Below are 22,499 nucleotides of genomic sequence, written 5' to 3'. Positions count from 1 at the left end.
GGCTCAGAGGGCGCTCTAAAATCCGCACTTCCCGATCAATGGTTGTGCAAACAGTGAAAAACACTACTGTAAACAGAATGCAAATCATCATTCGGTGATTTACAGAACGGTGATGGTGGTATGCGGAAAGGTGGCTAGAGGCGAAGACATTTTCAGGTCTTTACAAAGAGGTTTCATTGAATCATAGTTATGCCGCCGGCATACGCCTTTGCAGGCCCCGAATCTTTTTGAAACCTCGTTTCCAAGGATAAGAGTCACCGTCTATGCGATTGGGCTTGTGTAGGTAAACCGGTGCCCGTTGAGCTCCATGTCCAGCACGACGCTCGTCTTGGCTTCAGCATAAACAGACGGAGGGAGCAAAGCGGTGACAACTGTGATATATTGCGTTATAGTCTGACGTTCATCCGGATTATCCCAAGAGGAAATCTCGGTTTCCTCCGTTTCACCGTCAACTGCGTAGTTTTCCTGAGGGATGGGCTGACCATCCGCCAGCACCGTCACACTGACAGTTTTACCCACCGCGTCTTCCGGCGCACCGCACACCACGGGGAGGAAGTCCTCTCCTTTAAACTCATACAACCGGATTTCCACCATACCAGTATCCGGGTCATAGGAGCAGCGAAACTCGGGGCTTCCGCCCATATGCTCGGCCACATAGGTTTCCGTTTCTCCATCGGTCCGCTCAATGGTCAGGGTGATCTCAAAATCCGGATGGCTCCCCTCGCCGTTGGCCGCCCAATATGCTTCGAAATCGGGCACAAAATTATCATACATCGCGCTGTAATGCCCGGTATCGATCTCCTCCCTGGAAATGCCTTCACCAAAGATGTCTTCATAGAAAGCCTTTTGAGAAACTAAATCAAACACATCGATCCTGGCCGATGAAATGGTCTCCGGATTGGCCAGAGTCGCGTCTATCAGCCCATAGGAGCTGTTTATGATGGCAGTGTAGATTTGGCATTCCTCCTGCGCATCCGGTTCCTCCGCATCAGAGGATGGCACTTCATGCGGGTCAGAAGCCTGCAGTTTCGGAGAGCCTGTCGAGGATTCCACGACAGATCCTGTATCCGAATTTTCTGTTATTTTTTCTGCCGACTCTCCACACCCAGCCAGGACGGTCAGACACAGGAGAACGGGAATGAATAAACTCCATTTTGGTTTTCTGCGGTCACTCATCGCGGCCCACATCCTTTCCTTCTGTTTTTTCTAAAGCCTTTTTCCTGCGAACCAAAACGAAAAAAGCCAGTGTCACTACTGCGGCTAAGAAAATGGCGGCGGCAATGGAGAGCACTGTCCATCCGTTTTCATACTCTTCCGGCAGATCTGCCGGCGGGGAAATGGATTCCCCGTCAGCCGGGTCGACGGGATCTACATTTTCCCTTCCGGCTGAAACGGCGGCGGCATCTCCAGATGGGGATATCTGAATCACATCATTTGTGCAGTAATAACTATACATACCTGTTTTTTCAATTTCAGGCCGATAATCCTCCGGAACCGCGCTTTGATCGGTGGTGAGGTTCCTTAGGCCGTCCACAGGAACTACAAGCTTTGCAGGTGCCGTCTCGCCGCTCCATGCATCTGTGATTGGGATTTCCATGATGCTCCGATAGACGGAATACATGTACTCCTTAGGATACTCTTCGCTTTCTTTCAAACCGTCCGTGCCCCAAAAGAATGTTTCTCCATCCTTTTCAATGGCCCCCATGCTGGATAACTCAGACTGTCTTAGGGTCATTAGTTTGTTTTCAGGGTCTTTGGTGTATTCCTCCGGCCATCTGTCTTGGCGGAGGGTAGCGACGCTGACAGCGAGATACTCATTTCCACTTGGAAGCCCGGCGGCAGGGATCAGTTCAAAAATATCCACCTGCCCTTCAGTAATGACCTCATCAGGCTCAAGAACCCGGATACCATAGAGCCGATTATCGCCTTTTTTGGAAGCAAGTTCAACATCGGCGGTGTATTCGCTTTCCTTTATGACAGTTTCTCCAAGCCAGGCCTCTTCTTCCATGCCGGAGTCATCTGTCAGAATTGGTTCTACTGCCAGCTTGCCCTGCAAGGGAAAACTGCTGGAAATAGAACCCACAAACGCTGCGGAATAATATTCGGCGTCGGAACCTCTATATGCTGTCAGCGTAGCTTCCGGACCGATTTTGAGAACACCTTTCGTCCCTTCTGCCATAAACCGTATCGCAATGGGAGATTTCTTGGTCTCATTGATAATCAGCGAACCGTCCCCGATGATTTCCAAGCTTCCACCCCATCCGAATCCCCACACAACAAGAGCGGAAATATGGTTTTCCCCAACTAACTTCAGCTTCAAATCATCTCCCATTTCATTGGTGTTCAAACTGGTGTTCGGGTGATTGTAGTTGGTCAGCGTGATGGTGTTGGTCTCACGATCATAGGCCGCTCCCGCTACTTCGACAGCCGGCTCGCTGCTGCTGAATAGAAGCTGCGCTTCTTCTCCTTGAATCAGTTGAATCCAGGCGCTGCTCCATTCTCCGGAAGACGGTCCGTTTTCCGCGAATGCCGCTACGGGCAATCCAGCAGCGATGCAAATGGTCAGCAACACTGCAATCAGTCTCTTCATGAGCTCTCCTCCTTTTTCCGGCTTTGCCGGGGATAAAGCTGGACAGGATACAATGGCATGGTATCCCGATGTTTGTATGGTTCTGATAGTCTCATCCTATTTATGAGATGATGCTTTTTTTCTGCGTGCAAGGAGGATAAAAGCCGTAACCCCTGCTGCAACTGCTGCGGCAACGATCAGCCCAACCGCCATATAGGAAGTTTCGCCGTCATCCTTTTCCGGTTCGGGTTCCTCTGCCTGCGGACTGTCCGGTGAGACTGGTTCTTCAGAGCCGTTGCCATCGGACGCCTGAGCGGAGGTTTCCGGGGTTTTGCTTTCCATGGAAGCAGTTCCAGACGCTTCAGACTGTGGGCTATCCGAGGAAGCGGCTACCGGCACAAAGGGCTTGTCGGATCCGAGGATAGCGATCCGCCCCGGGGAAGGGGCTTCAAAAATCAAAGCGTCGCCCTCGGAAACGGTTTCAAGAGGCTCCGGCTCCTCACCGAGATAAACCGCCTGATGATGGCTTTGGCTTTTCAGATGATCATTTAAGGGGATGCGGATCTCTATCGGAATGTCCCCCAGCTCCAGCCGTCTGCCGCTTTGCCGGATCGAAATCTCATAGACCGATAAAAGCCCTGGCAGCTGGGCTTCCAGTCCGGGATCGGCGCAGAGCAGGCTTTCCGCCGCCATTGTATCGGCATAGAGCTCTGCATCCTCCGATAAATCCGCTTGGAGGGAGACGGACACGCCGTTATCCGGAAAGGTGAGTTCCACCTTCCCGGAGCCAGCCGCAGCAGGGGCCGGCCCGTCTGCTTCCGGGCCGCTGGAGGCCCAGGGCCCCCAGTCCCCAACATCGGCTACCATATATTGGCCGTCCGGATCCCCGACGATCATAATCCACCGGGCACGCACCCGGATGGTGTATTCCTCCTGCGGCAGGGTCACGGTATCGGATGAGAAAAAGACATAGGGCTGGATCTCCGACGTCTGGTTTTCCAACACCTCGCCTTCGAGAAGCAGATGAGCCTCGTACTCGAAACTGTCGCTGGAACCGGCGTTTTCCGGCTTATCCCACTGCACTTGATTTTTGTAGCCTGACCAGCGGGGATTGCCGGGTATATATTCTTCCGCAGCCAAAGCAGGCTGGGCAAGCGCTGGGAGCGTGATGCAAAGCGCCAGTGCCATTCCCCATATCCGCTTTTTCCATGTAGCCCGAATCTTCATGGCACACTAGATCCTCCTTTTTTACTGTAAGGCGCGGGAAGAAGCTGTCTCCCCGCGCCTCTTGTTTTCTGCTCTCAGTTCAGTACTGCGCCGCCCCACTCGACCGCCTCAAAGCCGCTACGGTCCATGGGAACGATTTCCGGCTCGGGAACCGCGCCGCCCTCGTACCGGACAAAGCCAAACCACAGGCGGAATATGTTGTCCGGCTGGACCGAGAAGCGGACCGGCATTTCCGCATCCACCCCTTCGGTGAGCAGCGGATACATCACATAATCTACGCCGGGCTCCAGGTAATCCGTCCAGTATTCGATAAAGTCCAGAATTTCCTGCTCGTTGAAGCCATAAGCCTCCAGCACCCGGCGGTAGGTCTGCTCCCGCTGCTCCGCCTTCACCACAAAGCCCTCGTCCAGGCGGAAAATGGAGGGATCTGCCAGGCTTTCGTAGAACAGGAAGCCATATTTGCCGCCTGCATCCTCCAACGTGCCGTCCGGATGGGCGGTAACTGTCCATCCGTCCCCATACAGCGGGTCGGACACGGTCAGAAGCTCCGGCCGGTCAAAGGTGACGGTGATCTCCGTCTCCTCTTCGGGGTACAGGTAGATGTTGGGCTTTTTGACCTCCACTCCCCTGGGGGTCATGGAGGAGGGATCCTGATTCATGGAGTTGAGCCGGTCCAGAAGGGCCTGAGCCTCGGCTTCCTTGCCCGCGGCGATCAGCTCGGCGTACCGCTGGTACAGCTGGGCGATCCTCCAGTCCTGCCAGTTCTGGCCTTGGACATCATCGAAGGCGTTGAAATCCCCCGCAAGGGACTCATACCCGTTATCGCGGATGTTCCGGATATAGGCGTCCCCGTCCCCGCCGAACAACTCGGTGATCCCCCAGTTCATGTCGATGGTCATCTGATCCATGAAATCAATAATGGGATGCTTGTTCTCGGCGATATAGTCCACCACCGGCTGGGACTGGATCACCCCCTGGGTCACCTCTGCGGCGGTACCGATCCGCTCTGCGCCGGGATGCTTGACCATCTCCGATGTGGCGCCGATTCCGGTTAGGATATTATCGATAAATTCCATCCCGGGGGAAATATTGGCGTAGGGGCTGCTGCCCGGGGTCATATCCTCCACCGCTTCGGTCAGGGTGGAAATCTTTTCCACCCCATTCTGGAATCGCTTGGCCCCCCGCCGGACAGCGGCAGAGCTGGGGGTCTGGCTTGGACTTTCCCCCCGGGGTCTGGTCCAGTTCTGGATCGTCTCCTCGGTTAGCATGAGATAAACGCCTCCGGCGGCGTCGGAGCCGGAGGGCCGGTAGCCCTCAAAACTGCTGGGCAGCGACCCGGAGGGCGGGTCGTCGGCGTAGACCGGCGTTATGGCGGCCGACGCCGCGATGATCGCCGCCAGGGCAAAAGGCATCCATTTTCTTCTCATTGCAGTTTTCCCTCCTTTTTCGTAAATTCCGTGTATTCCGCTATGGTCTGGGAGAGCGCCTGGTCCTTTCCGTCGTCCAGTTCCGTCGCCTGATCCAGATAGGTCAGGGCCAGGGGGTAGTTCCCCCGGATGCAGTTGGCCACCCCCAGATAACAGTTGGTGTAGGGATTCTCGGGGTTCAGTTCGTAGGCCCGGCCGAGGAAGAAAAAGATGGTAGGCAGGACATAATCCATATCGCGTGCAGTCACTTCGTCCAGTATGCTAATCCCTCGCATCAGGTTGGCGGTCTCCCACTGGGGATAGGCGTACACGGCATCCAGCCAGTTGTTTCGGAAGCCTACATCGCTTCCCATTTGGCGGCACAGCTCGCCGTACTGGAGGAAATACTCCTGGCTTCCTTTGTCGGCCACTTTCTTCAGAGCTGCCTCTGCCCCGGCCGGATCTCCAGCCACGAGGCAACACTGGGCCAGGAGCAGATGTACCGTGTCGTCCGCCGGGAGGAACTCCGGCGCGCCGTTTTCCGCAATATCCTTTTCACGTCCGGCAGTGTATTCCGCCGCCAGTCGATCGCCTTCAATCAGATCACCTGAGAGCGCCGCCTCCGTCAGTTGTGCAATCAGCGGGTTCTCAGCTGGGCTTTCTTCGGACAGTCCGGACGCTGGAAAAAGAAGTCCCGTTCCGGCCGCAACTGCAATCAACAGTACGCATCCTGCCGTCGCCAGCTTTTTCTGGGGATACCTGCGCCGCAGCACTGCCAGGGCCGCGGCCCCAGCCGCCAGGGCCATGCCGAGGATCCCCCCCAGCAGACTTCCCTTCAGGAAAACAGTGCAGCACAGAAACAGAATAAACACAAGGATCGATATGGTCATCATCATTTCAGTTCCCTCCCTGCGCAAGCTGTCCTCGGACCCGTTCCAGCGCAAAACCCGCGTGAACGGACACCCCGGTCCAATCTCCGGTATGGCTGCTGCCGATTTTCGGCATGATGTCCAGACTGATCTGGAACGCCTGCTGGGCGTTTTGCAGATCTCCCAGTTCCTCATAACAGGCGCCCAGGGCGTACCAGATGTAATGTTCGTCTGGTTGCTGAGCCAAAGCCGCAGTGTATTCCCGGATTGCCTCTTCATACCGGTCCACTCCATTGAGAACCATCCCCCGGATATAGTGGGGGAAGCCGGCTTCCTCCTTCATGGAGATGAGGGCGTCCGCCAGCTCCAGCGCCCTTTCTCCCTCGGGATCCTCCCATCGATAATAACCCAGATCCACCACCGTATTGTCTGTGGATGCAGCGAAGGCCTGGATATAGGCGTTGAGGTATTCGTTCTCCTGGATCTGCTTCAGCTGCTCCTCCGGCAGCTCGTGGTAACAGGCGGCGCCGGGGAACCTGTCGCTCATTGCATACCAACTGTCCTCCACCGTGAGGTAGCTGACGAACTGATAGAGCATATAATCGGCGTAAGGGTCATCGCTCTCTTTGGCGATATCCGACAGGCGTACTCCATAGTCCGCCACCGCCGGGTAGTCGTCCAGCAGCATGGCGGCCCTGCCGGCATAGCTGAGGGCTATAAAGCTGTCAGGATCCTCCTTCAATGCCGCCTCTGCCAGCTCCAGGCACTCCTCTCCCTGGGCCAGCATAAAATAGCCGTACATAGCCTGTTCGGTAAGGAAGGGGTCACCTGTTTCCTCTGCGGCCCGCTGAGCGTAGGCGGCCCCCTTTGCGGTGTCCCCCAGCTTCAGATAGATACCGGTAAGCTTCTTCATGTGGGCCAAACGCTCATCCTCACTGTCCTCAGCCATAAGCTCCTCCCGGTAGAGGGTATCGTATCGGTCGACACAGGCGAGGATCTCAGAGGATTGCGAGGATCCCGGGACAACCGGATACCCGTCCAGCATGTAAAGGACCAGGTACTGGTAGGCGATCTCTTCCGGGAAATCCTCTGCCAGCCCCATAGTCCGATGCATGATATCGTTGTCCACTCCGCTTTCTCCGACGCTATCTCCCGCCTGAGCCCAGGAGATCAGGTCCGCGCAATTATACTGCACCTCCACCTGCGCCCGGCCGGCCAGAAGCCGTTCCACGGCGCTGGGGGAGAGTCCTGTTTCCTCTTGTGCGGCGCCGCTGTAAATCTGGGCCGCCGCCAGCTGCACCACAGCATCCTGCTGGAGTTCTTTTTGCGCATCGGACAGCTCTTCGGCCTGCCGATATGCCTCCAGCAGCCGGAAGCACAGGGCCGATGTGATCTTTCCCTGCCGGTACTGTTCCTCCAGCAAAGTAAGTTCATTCGCTCCGGCAGTTATATTGACCAGCTGCGCTAGGGTCTCGTTGCGGGTGTGTGCACTGGCATGGAGAGAACCAAAGTGTCCTCCTTCCGCATACTGCTCCAGCGCGTCCAGCGTTTCCAGATAATCTACATACTCCTTTCGGGCAGAGAGATAATCCCCTGCCGAAAGATAGGACTGTGCGGCGGAGAGCTGCTGCTCCATGCTGGCCAGGAAGCCGGTAGACCCGGCCTCCGTGGTGGTAGGAAGGGCTCCCCACAGCAGTGTGAGCGCCAGAACAAGGCAGGAGAGGGCCGGGCGAAACCAGCCGCTTTTCCATACCGGCGATTTGGGAGGCGGGGCTGCGGATGCGTCGTCTTCTCCGGAAGGCTTCTGCGCGCTGGGCATTTCAGTTGGCAAACCAGTGGCCAGGGGCCGTCTGGAAGCGGCGGCGAGGATCCCGGTCAGCACAGCCCATTGGACAATGGCCGAGACCAGCCTGGCCAGCCCGGCGGCGAATACGCTGTCGCCCGCTGGCTGGAGCAGAGCGACCGCTGAGCTCAGCATCGCAGAACCCATGAACAGCCCGACCATGATCACTGCGGAGAAGATGGCTGAAACAGACACACCTTTCGCTCTCTTTTCACCTGTAACCGTTTCCACCACATGAAAAAGAAGCATAGACGTCAATACAGAAGCGGTCGCATTGATCAAAACAGCGGGAATCCAGACGCTCCAAAGGTTTTGGAACATCGGCGCAAGGTAGGTTTGGAGCAGCGACAGCAGCAATTCCCGGCCGTAAAATACGGCGAGCAGAGGAAGAATCCCGCTGAACAATAGCCGGAAAGGGAACCTCTTATCAGGCCGGGCTGACCGGGCTGCAGCCAACACAAAGGCCGCGCCGCCCAATATCCCGGCAGAATCCGCAAGGAACAGGGTCAACACATCCAGCGAATGTTTTTCTATGTAGAGCAAGGCTGTTTTCAAAAGAAAGGGAAGCAAAAGCTGGCAGCAAAGCCCGCCGAACAGCCATTTTGCCCAGCCGCTTTGATATGCGTCAGCCAACGTTCGCATCAGTCGTTGTTTTTCTTCTTTCAAGGCAAAAGCCTCCTTTCAGTGGAGTCATTGTTCATCTGGCCGAGGGGCTTGTTCCGGCTGAGAAAGAGCCGTGCCGCATTCCGGGCAGAATTTCACTCCCGGTTCCGCAGCCGCCCCGCATTGTGGGCATACAGCAGGGGACTCTGCCACCAGTTTTGTTCCACATTGCCGGCAAAATTTTGTTCCCGCTGTGTTCTCTGTCCCGCAGGATGGGCAAACAGGACCTGCCGAGGCCGTCGTGACAGCCTGCGCTGCTTCCGCCGCGCGGATTCGGTCAATCTCCAACTGTGCATGTGCAGCCTCATCGTAATGGGCTTTGGCCGACTGACAGGCCTCCAGTATCTCTGGCTCTATCTGGCCGCCGGAAAGAAATTGGCCATAATAATACTCACCGATTTTTCTCAGCTCTGTTTCCGCAAGAGCCTTTTCCGATGTAATTTTTCCGTTCAACTTGCTCATCGCAATCGCTTCGTTGGTTTTATCCCCCAAATTTTTTGCCAAGCTGCCTAACTTATCCAGAAACGCCATAACAATACTCCTCTCTTATGATTTTGTTTATCTGACAGAGCCGTTTTCCAGAGCCGTTTTCCGGCTCATGATTCAGTCTTTCGACGGGTCGATTCATTAAAAGCTCATTTTCGAGATACTGTACGATCCGATCCGACATAGCGGCCATCGTCCGTTCTTTTCCCTGTTCAGACAATCCCCCGCATGGCTGCAGCAACGCGACCCTCAGCTCGGTTCCTACCTCCTTTTCCTCGGCAGAAATAGAAAAGACGCTGATATTTCCATACACCTTTGCCCTGGCCACGATCGCGTCTTCTTCCTTGTGATAGGAAATGCTCTCTTCATCCAACACATCGTAGATCGCCATCAGCACATACCGCCTCACATAGGGAAGGATCCGTTTTACATTTTCCATATCAGCGCCTCCTTTTTTCTTTATCGGTTCTCTATTTGTGGCTGTCATTCGATATATCCGCTGATGGGTTCCAGATACATCGAGTCTTCTGAGACCAGCTGATACCGGTCGCCATGATACCCGTCGCTCCAGCCGTTTTCCGCTTTGTAGATTTCCCCGGTTTCGGTATCGCAGATACGCTCGTATCCGAGGGTTGCATCGCTTTGCTTTTGACTGATGATATCCTGACTGGTGTTTCGGTTTTCCCAGGAGGACATAATCCCGTCTAGCACCTCGTTTGCATTCCGGCTGAACTCCATAGCCCGCGCGACGGTTTCAGTTCCGGCCTGTTTTACGGCATTTACATAGCTTTCAGAATATTCCAGGCTCCTTGCGCACTCCGTAAGGATGTCGACCCATTCCAGAAAAGAATCTTTCACGGCAGTTACAGCCATCACATTATAGGCCATATAATAGCCGCCATCCGCCGATGGGACCTGATATCCTACTGGTGGCCCCGCCGCAATCTCAGCACTTCCGAAATCCACCACTGACGCGGCAAACATGCCCTCACCCTCTTTTCCTCCTTCGGTAAAGGTAGCCCGTAGAATCTCATCGTTCAGTGCGTAAGCACTCAAACCGCCGGTTGACGGGAAACGCTCGGTGACAGCAAATCCTTCAAACCGGGGGAAGGTATAGCCAGTATAACCCGGCTCAGCCTGCACAGCAAAATCTGCATACTGCGGAAAAATTTTAAAAAAGTTCTCAGTAGAGGGGGTTGACAGGACTGGTGCCAGGGCAAATATCTGCATTCCGGGGACGCCTGAAATCCCGGAATAATAAGCCCAGGCGTCCTTTCCCTCCTGACTGTGGAGCAAAGCATCTGCCTTCAGCAGCACGAAAATCTGGTTGAGAGGCTCAGCAGGATCCTGGACCCGGATGGAGTGATACATGCCTGTGCCGCCGCTCGTTACCGTCCATCCCTTGGGGATTTGCAAACTGAAATCTGCTGTTTCATACAGCTCCAGTTCGACCGATTTGGCTGCTGTTGGCGTGACGGCGATCTCGTCCTTCGATGAAGATAAAGCTTCCTCCGAAGGAGGGGTATCTGGTTCTGTGTCCGAAGGATGGGTTTCCAATTTGGAATCCGAAGAGATCTGAGACTGCGCAAGGTCTCCAGCTTCTCCGCATCCGGAAAGGGTAGTCAGAAAAACTGCTGCCAATAGTAGAAGTATAAATTTTGTCCGCCTCAACTTTTTCATACCATAAGTCCTCCTGATCCATACAAACGCTTTAGATAGAAACGTAAAATTTGCTGAAATAGTGATTTCACGGGATTGTTTTACAGCTTTATATCCACTCCTTCCGGTTTCTTGTTTGCAGAAAACTTCTGCGCAAATAAAATAGCGCCGCACCAGAAATTCTGACACAGCGCTATACCGCTTTTCAGATCTCCGCGCCAGTCCCTTAAACAGAGAATAGCATGGAGTATCCTAAAATATAAGGTTACATTCATCTCTTTTTTGGTTTTTATGCTGTTTTTTCTGAGATAACAAGGGGTTGCATTTGTCTCAAGCCCTAAAATCCGGGCTTTTTTCAAGGGCGGCGTCTTCTTTTTCCGGAATCCACTCATAATAAAATTGCAACAGGCCGATTCGGCTTTTGGTACCTGTTTTTTCATTGAGACTGCTAATATGGCGGTACAGTACGGGTCTTGAGATCGCCATCTGCTGCGCGATATCCTGCACACTGCTATCGGAAACCAGAAGATACTGCAGAACATCCTGCTCTCGGTCGGTCAATGAAAAAAGACTTGCAAAGGAAGAAAACTTTTCTTTTGGCGTGTATCCTGTTGCCGGGGCCTCGGGCGGGGCCAATGCCGTATGGGATCTAGTCGTATAGGCAAACATCAGAATACTGACAGCAACAAACAACACCAGCATGAAGATGACCAGTGTGAGGTTTCTGCCTGAAAGGAGCAGAGTTACTGAGCTGTTGGTAATCAGCGCCGCCACAAGGTTATTCACCGCCCGTCCCATGCCTGCCCAGAGATCTGGTATACGCATGCAAGCCGCAAATTCTAAAAAGCTAGTGGTAAAAAACACAACAAAAAATCCGGAAGCTATATAGGCGATCACTACTCCGGTCAAAAATGGGCCGCCCCACCGAAGTATTATCACACACAGAACAGAGAATACCATTACGCAGTACATCATAAGCGTCATGTATTTTCTGTTCCGAATATCAAAGAGAAAGCCTGCCGCCAGGCCGCTCAGCGCCAGCAGAATGCGGGGCCATTGCCCGATATCCATTGCGCCTGCAGCATGGCCTAAGGTGATTGCGTTGTCCAATGTGCTGAATACGCAGGCCATCAGGGCCACTAGAAAGACCAGGAGTAAGCCCGTCGTTATTTTTTTCTGTATTGGGCCGTTTGTTTTCTCCAACGCTTTAGATAAAGTTTTCTCTTCACCCATCAATTCCACGCGAAAAACATGCCTCGTCCGTATAAACAGAACGCTCAGCACTGCTAGAAAAACAGAAAGAATGACCGCTTCGGCAATTTCTATGTTGATTAAGTTGTTATTGATATATTGCAGAAGAATACCGCCCGCATAGGCAAAACCCACCAGCCGGGCCAGTGTTCGCTCCCCATGGATGGTACAGACAGCCAAATAGTGAGCCGAACTGCCGAAAAGCCCCATCAGAAAAAACAAAATCAACCCTGCTGTTAGGGTAATGGCGTATGAGATATGTTGCTGGATTAGAAAAATGCAGATGATGGAGACCAGAACGGTAGAAAAGGTAAGTAGGGCTTTGAACCGTTCATGAACCGCCCGATTCAAAACCGGATACAAGATAAATCCCAAAACGCTGATACCGAGTGCGTAATTTTGAGCAATCACTGTCTGATCCTCACCAACCATACGAGACATCATATTGACATAAAGATACTCCACGCCTAAAAAGACGAATGTAAATATGCTCAACAGCAATATGGCATTGATGGATGCTGGTGTTCTCAATCCCCTTGTCTTCATAGATTCTCCTTCACTTTATGCAATACGCATGGTCTCATCACACACTCTCTTATATTCACCATTATAGGAGATATAGGCTGTATATTGTTAACGCCCCTTAGGAAGAGGGTGATATTATATTCATCAAACTCCACTTACGGAGAGATCACAAGTTAGTGTTATAAAACGATGAAGCAGTTGTAACTTCCACCGGAATTACTTGTTTACATGGATATATGGATATATGGTACAAGATATTCTGTCAGATACAGAAATATTTTTATCTCTCAGAAATGCCGACTAATATACCAACACCATTAAAAACAAACAAAAAGCATGACTCATAGAATCTTATTCGCCCTTTTCTTCATCTGCTTATGTTTCAAAAATAGTGGCCGCAAATTGAGCAAATGCACTTTTGGGCGGGATAGCCAACCCTCTGCTTTCGTCTCCCAAAATCATCAGTGTATCTCCTGGATTTATTTTGAAAATCTCTCGGGCTTGCTTAGGAATTACGATTTGTCCTTTTTCACCAACCGTCACAGTCCATGCATATTTTCCTTCCGACTTTTCCATGTTCAGTTCTCCTCCGTGAAACAAGTATGATTTGTATAATTAATTATACTTCGTAAAGAGCTTAAAGTCAATATAGCGCTGTTGAAAAAGCATCTTTACAAATATGCGAATGTGAAAAAATTGACCAACATTTTAAATAGGGTACAGTTAAATAACACTTTTGATAAAGCTAGACACTGCTTTGTATTTGTGTGCTTGCTTGAAAACTGGCAGTGACAGTCATGTTTTCAGGGATGCCAAAAACAGAAATTCAATACAGGGAAAAAGGTCCCCAGAGTCTGGGGGCCTTTTTCATTACACTGAATTAGATTCAGATTTTGATTGTTTGGATGCAGCGGAAAAGGGTCAAGCTCAATTCTTGAAACAGATCTTCATCCATATCCATTCTTCCGTTGATAATGGATTCCTTTATTTTCACGGTTTCGCTTGCAAGCCCATCTAATCGCAAAGTCGATGGGGTGTTGCTCTGGACAGCTCTTCACAGGCGCAGTTCTGAGCGATTTTTGAGAAGTAATTAAGATGAACTGTACCGTGCAACGTGTATGCTCCACGGCAAACTAACTTTACGAAAGAATGAGGTATTTTCTATGAAATCCAATTTAAGAAATGAAATTAAGTCGTACATCGTGCGTTCCGGCTACACGATGCAGGAAGTCGTTGACCTGCTTTCTGAGGATTACGGCTGGAGCGACAGCGTTTCCAACCTGTCCAACAAGCTCCAGCGGGAGTCTCTGCGGTATGTGGAGACGGTACAGCTCGCCGATGCCCTTGGCTATGATCTCGTATGGCAGAAACGGAGGGACAAATAATGTCCGCCGTTCTTACCCACCGTATCTCCCGTCCCCATCGAAAAATCCGCAGATTTGGAGATGGATGGCAGAGTGGGTTTGCAAAATCTGCTCTGCCTGTGAGCGGCAGAAATGAAGCAATCGAGATTGCGGAGAGGCTGTCGGTCACACCGCCTTTTGAGGATTTGGGTACCACACACAAACCTCTAAAGGCGGCAAGGCATCCGCAGATGCCGCATTCCCCCTCGGAGAGCCCACGGCACTTTGCAGCCCTTCGGGATGAAAGTGTCATAGTGGGTTATTACACTTCCCGCAGGAAGTGCATCCCCGTCCCTCAGCCGTCTGCCATACAACGGAAAGGAGCTGATTTTTATGGCCAGAAACGACGGAATCGACCGCACCTTTGCCCGTAACCAGGACTTGCCCACCCTTGATGATGTGGCAAAAGTTCAGGAACATAACGAACGAGAAAAGGGCAGCTACTCCAACCAGGATATTGATACCACCCAGACCTACCGGAATATCCACTTCAAAGCTCCCACCGACAGCTATGCCGCTATGTTCGATCAGATGATTGCCGATGGGATTATCTCCACTCGTGGCCTGAAAGCCGATGCGGTGAAATACGGGGAACTGATTTTCGATGTGAACTCCGCTTACTTCCACAACCACGGTGGATACGAGTATGCCAAGCAATTCTACACCGACGCATACAAAGCTGCCGTAGAGATCGTGGGCGGTGAGCAGTATATCCTCTCTGCCGTCATGCACGCCGACGAGCGCAACCGGGCTATGTCGGAAGCTCTGGGGCAGGATGTGTACCACTACCACCTTCATGTGGTGTATGTCCCGGTGGTAGAAAAACAAATTCTTTGGTCGAAGCGGTGCAAGGATAAGTCCCTTGTGGGTACAGTCAAGGAAACGATCATGCAGGTCAGCCGCAGCAAAAAGTGGGAGTCAAAAGTTGCTCTGGATGAGCAGGGAAATCCGCTTCTGACCACCAAGGGGAAGAAAGTCCTGCGAACATCGTACAGCGTCCTGCAAGACGATTTCTTCAACTATATGAAAGCTGCCGGATATACCGATGTGGAGCGTGGAGAGCGTGGCAGTACCGAGGAACATCTGACTGTGACCCAGTTCAAGGTGGCACAGGAGCAGCAGCGTCTGGAGGCTATGACCGCCCAAATCGCTCAGACAGAACAGGCGCTGGACACCGCACAGGCTGCTGTTGAGAAAAAGCAGAAGGAGCTGCAATCCCTGCAAAAGCAGGCCAAAGAACAGCGTACTGCCGCCCTGACGGTACAGGAAATCCGCTCCATGGGGAAAAAGACGATTACCGGCAACATCACTCTGACCCCATCCGAGTGCAGCACACTCAAGGATTATGCGGTCAATGGGATTCTTGCCAAGGCGGAAAACAGCCGCTTGGAAGAAAAACTGCAAAGCGCACAAAAGAGTGCCGCTGTCTGGAAACAGCGATATGAATCGCTAAAAGAACAGGCACGGCCTTATCTGGAAGCTGTCAAGCTCGCACCCGAAAAGGTGCGGGCTTTTCTTGACGCCATTTTGACACGAACTCGGCAAACAAAGCAGCACGATCAACCTTCTCGCCGCAAATCGCAAGATATGGAACTTTAACAGAAAGGAATTTTTGCTTATGACCAATCTGACAACAAAACTCAATAAGCTGGTGCTCGATGATTCTCCTTCGGAAAAGCTGATTAACGCTTGTGCTGAAATCGATATTGAATCCTGCTTTGACCCGATTTTTGAGCCGCCGATTGATTTTCTGGAAGAATGCCGGAAACGCTGGGAAAACCTAATGAATCCTTTTACAGGTACGGTAGAACGAAAAATCGGAAATACCTGGTATCTGCTGGAGACTGTATGTGACGGAAATGAGCCGCTTACCCACAAGGTAAAACGGCTCATTTTCTCGGATAAGGAGGCGCTTTGTTCATGACACAGACTCAAATTCATGCTACAATATCACCATGCACACCAATTCTGTCAGCTGACCCAACCGTAAAGGAGGACGCTATGTTGGATCAGCAGAAAATCACCATCCTGTACTGCCGCCTCAGCAATGAGGATGCGCTGGATGGAGAATCAAATTCGATACAGAATCAAAAAGAGTTTTTAACCCGGTACGCAGCCGAGCATGGCTACACCAACCTGAAAATTCTGGTGGATGACGGATATACGGGAACCAATTTTGACCGCCCTGGCGTACAGGAAGGCTTTGCACTGGTTAAGCAGGGGCTTGTCGGTTGTTGGCTGGTCAAAGATCTCAGCAGGTTTGGCCGAGATTACCTGACCGTTGGGCAGTACACGGACATCATTTTTCCCAGCTACGATGTACGCTTTATCGCCGTCAACGATGGTGTGGACAGTGAACGAGGTGACAGCGACGGCTTTGCTGCTATTCGTAATTTGTTCAACGAATGGTATCCACGGGACACCAGCAAAAAAGTCCGGGTCGTATTCCGTCAGAAAGGCACCAGCGGAAAGCATCTGGGAAAACCGCCCTATGGTTATCGCACTGACCCTGCCGATAAAGACCATTGGATTATTGACGAGGATGCCGCCCCAGTAGTCAAGCGCATCTTTGACTTGGCTATTGACGGCAAGGGGCCGGAACAGATTGCCCGTATACTGGAGAAGGATAAGGTGTTGACTACCAAGGCGCTGTATGCCAAACAGTCGGAAAACCATCCTGACCCGAAAAAGCGGAAAAAGATGCCGGAACGCCCTTACCATTGGATTGGTCAATCGGTTGCGGGTATTCTGGAACGGATGGAGTACACCGGTTGTACCTGCAATTTCAAGACCTATTCCAAGTCCTACAAGCTGAAAAAACGGATTCCCAATGCAATTGAAGATATGTGTATCTTCCCTGATACGCAGGAAGCAATCGTTTCTCAGGCTCAGTGGGACAGGGTGCAGGAGCTGCGAAAAAACAAACGCCGTCCCACAAAAGCGGAACGGCAGGGATTGTTCTCCGGGCTTCTGTTCTGTCCTGATTGCGGGAATAAGTTGCACTTTGCTACCTGCAAGAGCTTTGACGGCAAGCAAGACCACTATGTATGCTCCAGCTACAAAAGCGGTCGAGGCACCTGCTCTGCCCACTATATCCGGGAAGATGTACTGCGGGAACTGGTGTTGGAGCGCATCCGTGCGGTCAATACCTATATCCGGCAGGACGTGGAGGGGTTTCAGGAAGAATGGCTGCAATGCCGCCGCTCCGATCAGGAACGCAACATCCGTGAAGATCGGAAGCGAGTGGAGCAGGCCAAGAAACGGCTGGCTGACCTGGATGTTCTTCTGTCCCGACTTTATGAGGACTTTGTCCTGGGTGATCTGAGCAAGGAGCGGTACAAGAAAATGACCGCCGATTACGAGGCAGAACAGGAACGGTTAAAACTCGAAATTGAAGTGACGGAAGAATGGCTGGAAACGCAGGAAACTATGAGTGCTGATGTAGACGCCTTTGTAGCCCTGACCCAGAAGTATGTGGATGTGCCGGAATTGACACCTACGATAGTCAATGAATATATCAAGAAGATTGAGGTGTTTGCGCCGGACAAATCCAGCGGCAAGCGGGTACAGAAGGTGAAAATCTATTTCAACTTCGTGGATGACGTAGAGATTCCTGTGATTTCCGAGCCTGTTGTTGCGAAATCTACCCTTGGACGCAGAAAAACGGCGTGACCATTACGGTCACACCGTTCTCTGCCCCTCGCAAAGCTAAATAGTACCTTATCACTATTACGCCTTTGCGGAGGGGGTGTTTTCATGTATTGGAGTTATGCCAAAAGGCTCAGCACTTCTCGAAGATGGTGGCAACGCCCTGGCCGCCGCCGATGCACAGGGTGGCGAGGCCCTTCTTGGCGTCGTCCCGCTTGGCCATCTCGTGGAGCAGGGTGACGATGATACGAGCGCCGGAAGCGCCGACGGGGTGGCCCAGAGCGATGGCGCCGCCGTTGACGTTGACCTTGCTCATGTCGAAGCCCAGCTCACGGGCCACGGCGATGGACTGAGCGGCGAACGCCTCGTTGGCCTCCACCAGGTCGATGTCGTCGATCTTCAGGCCGGCCTTGTCCATGGCCTGACGGGAAGCGGGCACGGGGCCCACGCCCATGATCTTCGGGTCCACGCCGCCCTGGCCCCAGGAGACCAGCTTGGCCATGGGCTTGAGACCGTACTTCTCCACGGCCTCGCCGGAAGCCAGGATGATGGCGGCGGCGCCGTCGTTGATGCCGGAGGCGTTGGCGGCGGTGACGCGCTGGACGTGCTTGTGGGCGTCGGCCTCATGGACCTGGGTCACGGGGAAGGTGTGGACGATCTCGTCCTCCACGCCGTCGGGGCCCACGGGGAAGGCGCCCTTCAGCTTGGCGACGCTCTCAACGGTGGTGCCGGGGCGGGGGAACTCGTCCACCTTGAACTCCACCATTTCCTTCTTCTTCTTCACCATGACGGGAACGATCTCATCGTTGAAGCGGCCGGCCTCGATGGCGGCGCAGGCCTTCTGCTGGGAGGAAGCGCCGAAGGCGTCCAGCTCCTCACGGGTGATGCCCCACACGTCGCAGATGTTCTCGGCGGTGGTGCCCATGTGGTAGCCGTTGAAGGCGTCCCACAGGCCGTCCTTAATCATGGTGTCGACGACCTTCTTGTCGCCCATGCGGGCGCCCCAGCGCTCGGCGGGGAGGGCATAGGGAGCGGCGGACATATTCTCGGTGCCGCCGGCCACGATGACGTCGGCGTCGCCGGCCAGGATGCTGCGGGCGCCCTCGATGACGGACTTCATGCCGGAGCCGCACACCATACCGACGGTGTAGGCGGGCACGTTATAGGGGATACCGGCCTTGACGGCGGCCTGACGGGCGGGGTTCTGGCCCAGACCGGCGGTCAGGATGCAGCCGAACATGACCTCGTCCACCTGCTCGGGCTTCACGCCGGCGCGGTTGAGGGCTTCCTTGATGACGGTGGCGCCCAGATCGGTGGCGGGCACATCCTTCAGGCTTCCGCCGAAGGTGCCGATGGCGGTACGGCAGCAATTGACAACATAAACGTCCTTCATGATTTTCATGCCTCCCAAAAATTGTGGTAATATGCACAGAAATTAGGGTACGATTCAGACGCATCTATTATATACGATGTCCTGAGAAATTGCAAGAACAAGGAGAGAAAAATCGTTAATATTTTAACGAGTCTTTCGGAATAGAAAGAAAACTCCCGGGTTTTCCTTGTTTTTGCGGAAAACCCGGGAGAGATGGGCCGGTTTTACTCCGAGGCCGGGAAGGAAGGGTCAGACAGGAGGCGCAGCTGGGAGGCAAGCCCCAGCTCCTCCAGCACGGCCAGGGTGTCTCGGGCGGTGGTCTGGAGGGTCACGCTGACGGTGCGGGACTCCTCGGAGGGATCGGTCCGCAGGAAGAAAACCAGATCGGTGCTGTAACAGGTCTCCAGCCGCTCCAAGCTGTGCAACAGGAAGCGCCGGCCGATACGGCCCGCCTCCAGGTCGGACTGCACCGCCTCCAGCAGACGCCCGGCCTCCTCCAGGGAGACGTACTGCTGCTCGGAGTCGCTCCATTCCGATTGGGTCTCCAGATAAGCGCCGCTCAGGGTGCCGGCGTCCAGGGCCGCATAGTAGCGGACCAAAACCTCCGGCTGGTTGACAAGGGCGGTGAGTTGGGCGCACAGGGAGGACGGGTCCGCCAAAAGCGCGTCGCTGACCGGCAGGAGGGAGTAATGGCGGGATAAGGTGCCGCCGTTGGTCAGGTGATAGGTGAACTCTGTATAGAAAATATCCTCGGTGGCGTAAGGTACGCCGGTGGAGGTGGTGGATATGCTGTATTCGTTGCCGTCGCTTTTCCGGAGGATCTCCCGCTGGTCCACGATGGACTGGTGGAGGGCAACCGCCGCGGCGATGTGCTCCGGCTCGGTCAGAGAGACGGAGGAAGCGGAGGCGAAGTCATTGGGATAGGAGAAAATCCGCAGTTCCACCGAGGTCACCGCGTCCGCCTGGGGTACCCGGGACTCGTAGCCCGTCAGATCGAAGATCAGCGCGCCGCACAGCAGCCCCAGCACCGCCATGGAGAGCGCCGCCCCCTTCCAGCCCGCCCGAAAGACCCGGAAGGACTTGCGCAGCAGCATTTCGGAGACAAAATAGCCCGCCCCGCCCCACAGCAGCACGCACAGGGCCAGCAGGGGGGGATTCTGATGGCTGCCGTCGAAGAAGAGGGCCCAGGTGCCGGTGCCCAGCACCACCCCGGCGCACAGGGCCACCCCGTACTTGAAGATGGGACGGACCCAGGAGATGGAGATCACATCGCCGGCGGACTCGATGCGGCGGCGGCGGTAGGCCACCAACGCCAGCGCCGTTAGGATAAGCCCCACAAAGGCGTAGACGAAAATGGGAAAAAGGCCGGTCAAATGGTATTCGTCATCATAGCCCAGCTTGCTGTAAAGGTTGAGCAGGGGAGTAAACCACAAAACGATTTCGTCCATGAGGCCGTCGGCGGTATAGCCGTAGAGGAACTGGTGGCACAGCTCGTAAAAGAGGGCGAAAATGGCCCAGATCAGCCCGTTCAAAATGCCGTAAAAGGCGGGAAGCGCCAGGATGTGGCCGGTGAACATGGCGCAAAAGACGGCGAAGGAGTAGAAGAAAAAGCCCATGGCCCCCACGCAGAATACCAGCAGGAAGAGGGAGGGAAAGTCAAAGCCGCTCGCCACCCACAGCTCGGCCAGGCCGGCCAGACCGGCCACCGCCGCCAGGGGTACAAAGAGAAAGAGCAGGCCGGAGAGGTAATTGGTGAAAAAAAGCCCTTCCCGCCGCACCGGCAGGGCGTGGAAGAACCCGGCGGACCGGTGATTGCAGAGGTAGGAGAAGAGGACCATGGCCGCCAGAATGCCAAAAAGCGCCGCCATCCAGGGTCCATAGGAGATGATGATGTCCAAAATCAGCGTTCTGGGGTAGGCGTCGGAGGAGGGGGAATACCACCGGTTGTCCGCGTAGGAGAAGATGCGGGGCACCACCAGCAAAAACCAGACCAGTCCCCAGCCCAGCCACAGGGGCCAGAACCGGGCGAAATTTTTCTTCAGAATGGCGGGGTAAAACCACTGCCGCACCCGCTCAGAGGACGATGTCCCGGACCGCATAGTCCTCACCTCCCAACTCGTAAATAAAGATCTCCTCCAGGGTTAGGGGCAGCGCCTCCATGAGAATGGGGGCGTAGACCGCCAGACGGTTCATGACCTCCTCGGCGGCCCCCCGGACAATGAGGGTGTGGATGCGTCCCACCTGAGAGATGTGGAGCACCTCCAGGTCCTCGGGCAGGGCCGGCGCCTCCCGCTCCTGAAAGACCACCTGCATTTTGACGATGTTGCCCTGCAATTCCGACAGGGACCGCTGAATGAGCACCTTCCCGTGGGACAAAATGCCCACATGGTCGCACACGTCCTCCAGCTCCCGCAGGTTGTGGGAGGAGACCAGCACCGTGGTGCCGTAGTCGGCCACGTCCCCCATCAGCAGGGACCACACCTGCCGGCGCATCACCGGGTCCAGACCGTCCACAGGTTCGTCCAGCACCAGCACGTCGGGCCGGCAGCAGAGGGACAGCCAGAAAAAAGCCTGCTTCTGCATCCCCTTGGAAAGCCGCCGGATGGCCTGCCGTTCGTTGACCGCCGGGAAGGCCTCCCGGAGGGCTTCATAGCGCGACTGGTCAAAGCGGGGATAAAACTGGCGGTAAAACTTCATCATATCCCGGGTGGAGGCGGACAGAAAGGAATAGAGCTCGTCGGGGATGGAGGCGATGCGGCTTTTCACCCTGGGATTTTCCCACACCGGCGCTCCGTCCACCAGCACCTGGCCGGCGTCCTGCCGGTAAATGCCGGTGATGTGGCGCAGGATGGTGGATTTGCCCGCGCCGTTGGGCCCCACCAGGCCGTAAATGGAGCCCTTTGGGACCTCCATGGAGAGACCGTCCAGGGCCCGGAAGCCGTCGAAGGTCTTGACCACGTCTTTTACCTGTATCATTGTGCTGCCTCCTTTCCCGTGGGAACGCTCTGCCGCAGCCGCTGACACAGTTCCTCCGCCGTTGCGCCCAAAAAGAACAGTTCCGCCGCCGTGCGGTCAAAGATGGTCAGCAGCTGGACCCGCCGCTGCTGGTCCACCGCCTCCCGCCGGGCGGCAAAGCACCCCTTTCCGGGCACCGCCTGTAAATAGCCCTCCTGCTCCAGGGCCTCATAGGCCCGCTGGATGGTGTTGGGGTTGATGGCCAGAGACGCCGCCAGCGCCCGCACCGAGGGCAGCTTTTCCCCCGGCGCGATGGCGCCGCACACCATCAGATGGCGCAGGCCGTCCTTGACCTGCTCATAAATGGGGCGGGCGTCCCGATAGTCCAGACGGATCATAAGTACCGCCTCCCTTCCTGCAAGTGTATGAAGTGTACTAGTACAGTTAGGATAGCAGAGGCCGGAAGGGAAAACAAGGGAAAAGAGATAAAGCTTTTCTTAAGATGAGAAAAGAGAGGGGGGTGGTATTTTTTGCAAAATGCACAAAACGACATGACAAATGACGGGGGATATATTATAATAAAAATACAGAGGGCGCGGGCCGCCCTTATGTCTGTATTGAGA

19 protein-coding genes are annotated in these 22,499 nt (G+C 54.2%); 4 read left to right on the top strand and 15 right to left on the bottom strand.

From position 1 onward, the window contains the following. Positions 1 to 261 precede the first annotated feature (261 nt). The 11 genes from H7U37_RS03475 to H7U37_RS03425 all read right to left on the bottom strand — a co-directional run bounded on the left by H7U37_RS03475 (position 262) and on the right by H7U37_RS03425 (position 13,074). Positions 262 to 1,176: a hypothetical protein gene (locus H7U37_RS03475; protein ID WP_087290077.1), complete on the bottom strand. Its 915-nt coding sequence runs from the start codon at positions 1,174 to 1,176 to the stop codon at positions 262 to 264. Further along, positions 1,169 to 2,590, bottom strand: a complete 1,422-nt coding sequence (locus H7U37_RS03470) for a hypothetical protein (protein WP_204873631.1) — start codon at positions 2,588 to 2,590, stop codon at positions 1,169 to 1,171. Before H7U37_RS03470 ends, H7U37_RS03475 begins: the two co-directional genes overlap by 8 nt. A 96-nt stretch (positions 2,591 to 2,686) precedes the next feature. Next, positions 2,687 to 3,757 carry a hypothetical protein gene (locus tag H7U37_RS03465; RefSeq protein WP_204873629.1) on the bottom strand — a complete coding sequence of 357 codons (1,071 nt, stop codon included), beginning with the start codon at positions 3,755 to 3,757 and terminating at the stop codon, positions 2,687 to 2,689. 113 nt (positions 3,758 to 3,870) lie between these two features. Next, positions 3,871 to 5,223 (bottom strand): hypothetical protein, encoded by a 1,353-nt coding sequence (locus H7U37_RS03460; RefSeq protein ID WP_204873628.1) that lies wholly within the window; start codon positions 5,221 to 5,223, stop codon positions 3,871 to 3,873. After that, on the bottom strand, positions 5,220 to 6,098 hold the full coding sequence (locus H7U37_RS03455) for a tetratricopeptide repeat protein (RefSeq protein ID WP_087169852.1): 879 nt from the start codon (positions 6,096 to 6,098) through the stop codon (positions 5,220 to 5,222). Before H7U37_RS03455 ends, H7U37_RS03460 begins: the two co-directional genes overlap by 4 nt. Before the next feature lies 1 nt (position 6,099). Beyond that, positions 6,100 to 8,580, bottom strand: a complete 2,481-nt coding sequence (locus H7U37_RS03450) for a tetratricopeptide repeat protein (protein ID WP_087169851.1) — start codon at positions 8,578 to 8,580, stop codon at positions 6,100 to 6,102. A gap of 24 nt (positions 8,581 to 8,604) precedes the next feature. Beyond that, the gene (locus H7U37_RS03445; RefSeq protein ID WP_204873626.1) at positions 8,605 to 9,108 is read right to left on the bottom strand and encodes a zinc ribbon domain-containing protein; all 504 of its coding nucleotides are present in this window, start codon (positions 9,106 to 9,108) and stop codon (positions 8,605 to 8,607) included. Beyond that, positions 9,092 to 9,502: a hypothetical protein gene (locus tag H7U37_RS03440; RefSeq protein WP_071429670.1), complete on the bottom strand. Its 411-nt coding sequence runs from the start codon at positions 9,500 to 9,502 to the stop codon at positions 9,092 to 9,094. Before H7U37_RS03440 ends, H7U37_RS03445 begins: the two co-directional genes overlap by 17 nt. 44 nt (positions 9,503 to 9,546) lie before the next feature. Continuing rightward, positions 9,547 to 10,911 carry a hypothetical protein gene (locus H7U37_RS03435; protein ID WP_139193343.1) on the bottom strand — a complete coding sequence of 455 codons (1,365 nt, stop codon included), beginning with the start codon at positions 10,909 to 10,911 and terminating at the stop codon, positions 9,547 to 9,549. Positions 10,912 to 11,052: 141 nt separating this feature from the next. Next, positions 11,053 to 12,519 carry a LuxR C-terminal-related transcriptional regulator gene (locus H7U37_RS03430; RefSeq protein ID WP_071429664.1) on the bottom strand — a complete coding sequence of 489 codons (1,467 nt, stop codon included), beginning with the start codon at positions 12,517 to 12,519 and terminating at the stop codon, positions 11,053 to 11,055. Between the two features lie 354 nt (positions 12,520 to 12,873). Continuing rightward, positions 12,874 to 13,074, bottom strand: a complete 201-nt coding sequence (locus H7U37_RS03425) for an AbrB/MazE/SpoVT family DNA-binding domain-containing protein (RefSeq protein ID WP_087235037.1) — start codon at positions 13,072 to 13,074, stop codon at positions 12,874 to 12,876. Positions 13,075 to 13,661: 587 nt separating this feature from the next. Between H7U37_RS03425 and H7U37_RS03420 the strand changes: the two genes are divergently transcribed. The 4 genes from H7U37_RS03420 to H7U37_RS03405 all read left to right on the top strand — a co-directional run bounded on the left by H7U37_RS03420 (position 13,662) and on the right by H7U37_RS03405 (position 17,573). Further along, positions 13,662 to 13,883, top strand: coding sequence for an LLM class flavin-dependent oxidoreductase (locus H7U37_RS03420; protein WP_204873623.1), 222 nt, complete (start codon positions 13,662 to 13,664; stop codon positions 13,881 to 13,883). A 351-nt stretch (positions 13,884 to 14,234) separates the two neighbouring features. Continuing rightward, positions 14,235 to 15,500, top strand: a complete 1,266-nt coding sequence (locus H7U37_RS03415) for a plasmid recombination protein (protein ID WP_204873621.1) — start codon at positions 14,235 to 14,237, stop codon at positions 15,498 to 15,500. Positions 15,501 to 15,519: 19 nt separating this feature from the next. Continuing rightward, positions 15,520 to 15,825, top strand: coding sequence for a hypothetical protein (locus H7U37_RS03410; RefSeq protein ID WP_117547822.1), 306 nt, complete (start codon positions 15,520 to 15,522; stop codon positions 15,823 to 15,825). Continuing rightward, on the top strand, positions 15,822 to 17,573 hold the full coding sequence (locus H7U37_RS03405) for a recombinase family protein (protein ID WP_204873619.1): 1,752 nt from the start codon (positions 15,822 to 15,824) through the stop codon (positions 17,571 to 17,573). Before H7U37_RS03410 ends, H7U37_RS03405 begins: the two co-directional genes overlap by 4 nt. Positions 17,574 to 17,682: 109 nt before the next feature. Here the strand turns inward: H7U37_RS03405 and H7U37_RS03400 are convergent, their stop codons facing one another. From H7U37_RS03400 to H7U37_RS03385, 4 genes are all read right to left on the bottom strand, one after another. Further along, a complete protein-coding gene (locus H7U37_RS03400) occupies positions 17,683 to 18,942 on the bottom strand; it encodes an acetyl-CoA C-acetyltransferase (RefSeq protein ID WP_204873617.1) in 1,260 nt (419 codons plus the stop codon). A 203-nt stretch (positions 18,943 to 19,145) separates the two neighbouring features. Then, positions 19,146 to 21,020 carry a hypothetical protein gene (locus tag H7U37_RS03395; RefSeq protein ID WP_204873616.1) on the bottom strand — a complete coding sequence of 625 codons (1,875 nt, stop codon included), beginning with the start codon at positions 21,018 to 21,020 and terminating at the stop codon, positions 19,146 to 19,148. Next, a complete protein-coding gene (locus H7U37_RS03390; RefSeq protein WP_204873614.1) occupies positions 20,995 to 21,897 on the bottom strand; it encodes an ABC transporter ATP-binding protein in 903 nt (300 codons plus the stop codon). Before H7U37_RS03390 ends, H7U37_RS03395 begins: the two co-directional genes overlap by 26 nt. Beyond that, positions 21,894 to 22,274, bottom strand: a complete 381-nt coding sequence (locus H7U37_RS03385) for a GntR family transcriptional regulator (protein ID WP_204873612.1) — start codon at positions 22,272 to 22,274, stop codon at positions 21,894 to 21,896. Before H7U37_RS03385 ends, H7U37_RS03390 begins: the two co-directional genes overlap by 4 nt. Positions 22,275 to 22,499: the final 225 nt, after the last annotated feature.

Source organism: Pseudoflavonifractor phocaeensis (genome assembly GCF_016901735.1).
GTDB lineage: Bacteria > Bacillota > Clostridia > Oscillospirales > Oscillospiraceae > Pseudoflavonifractor_A.
Note: the sequence above shows the minus strand (reverse complement) of the source record. Positions and strands in the feature narration are given on the sequence as shown.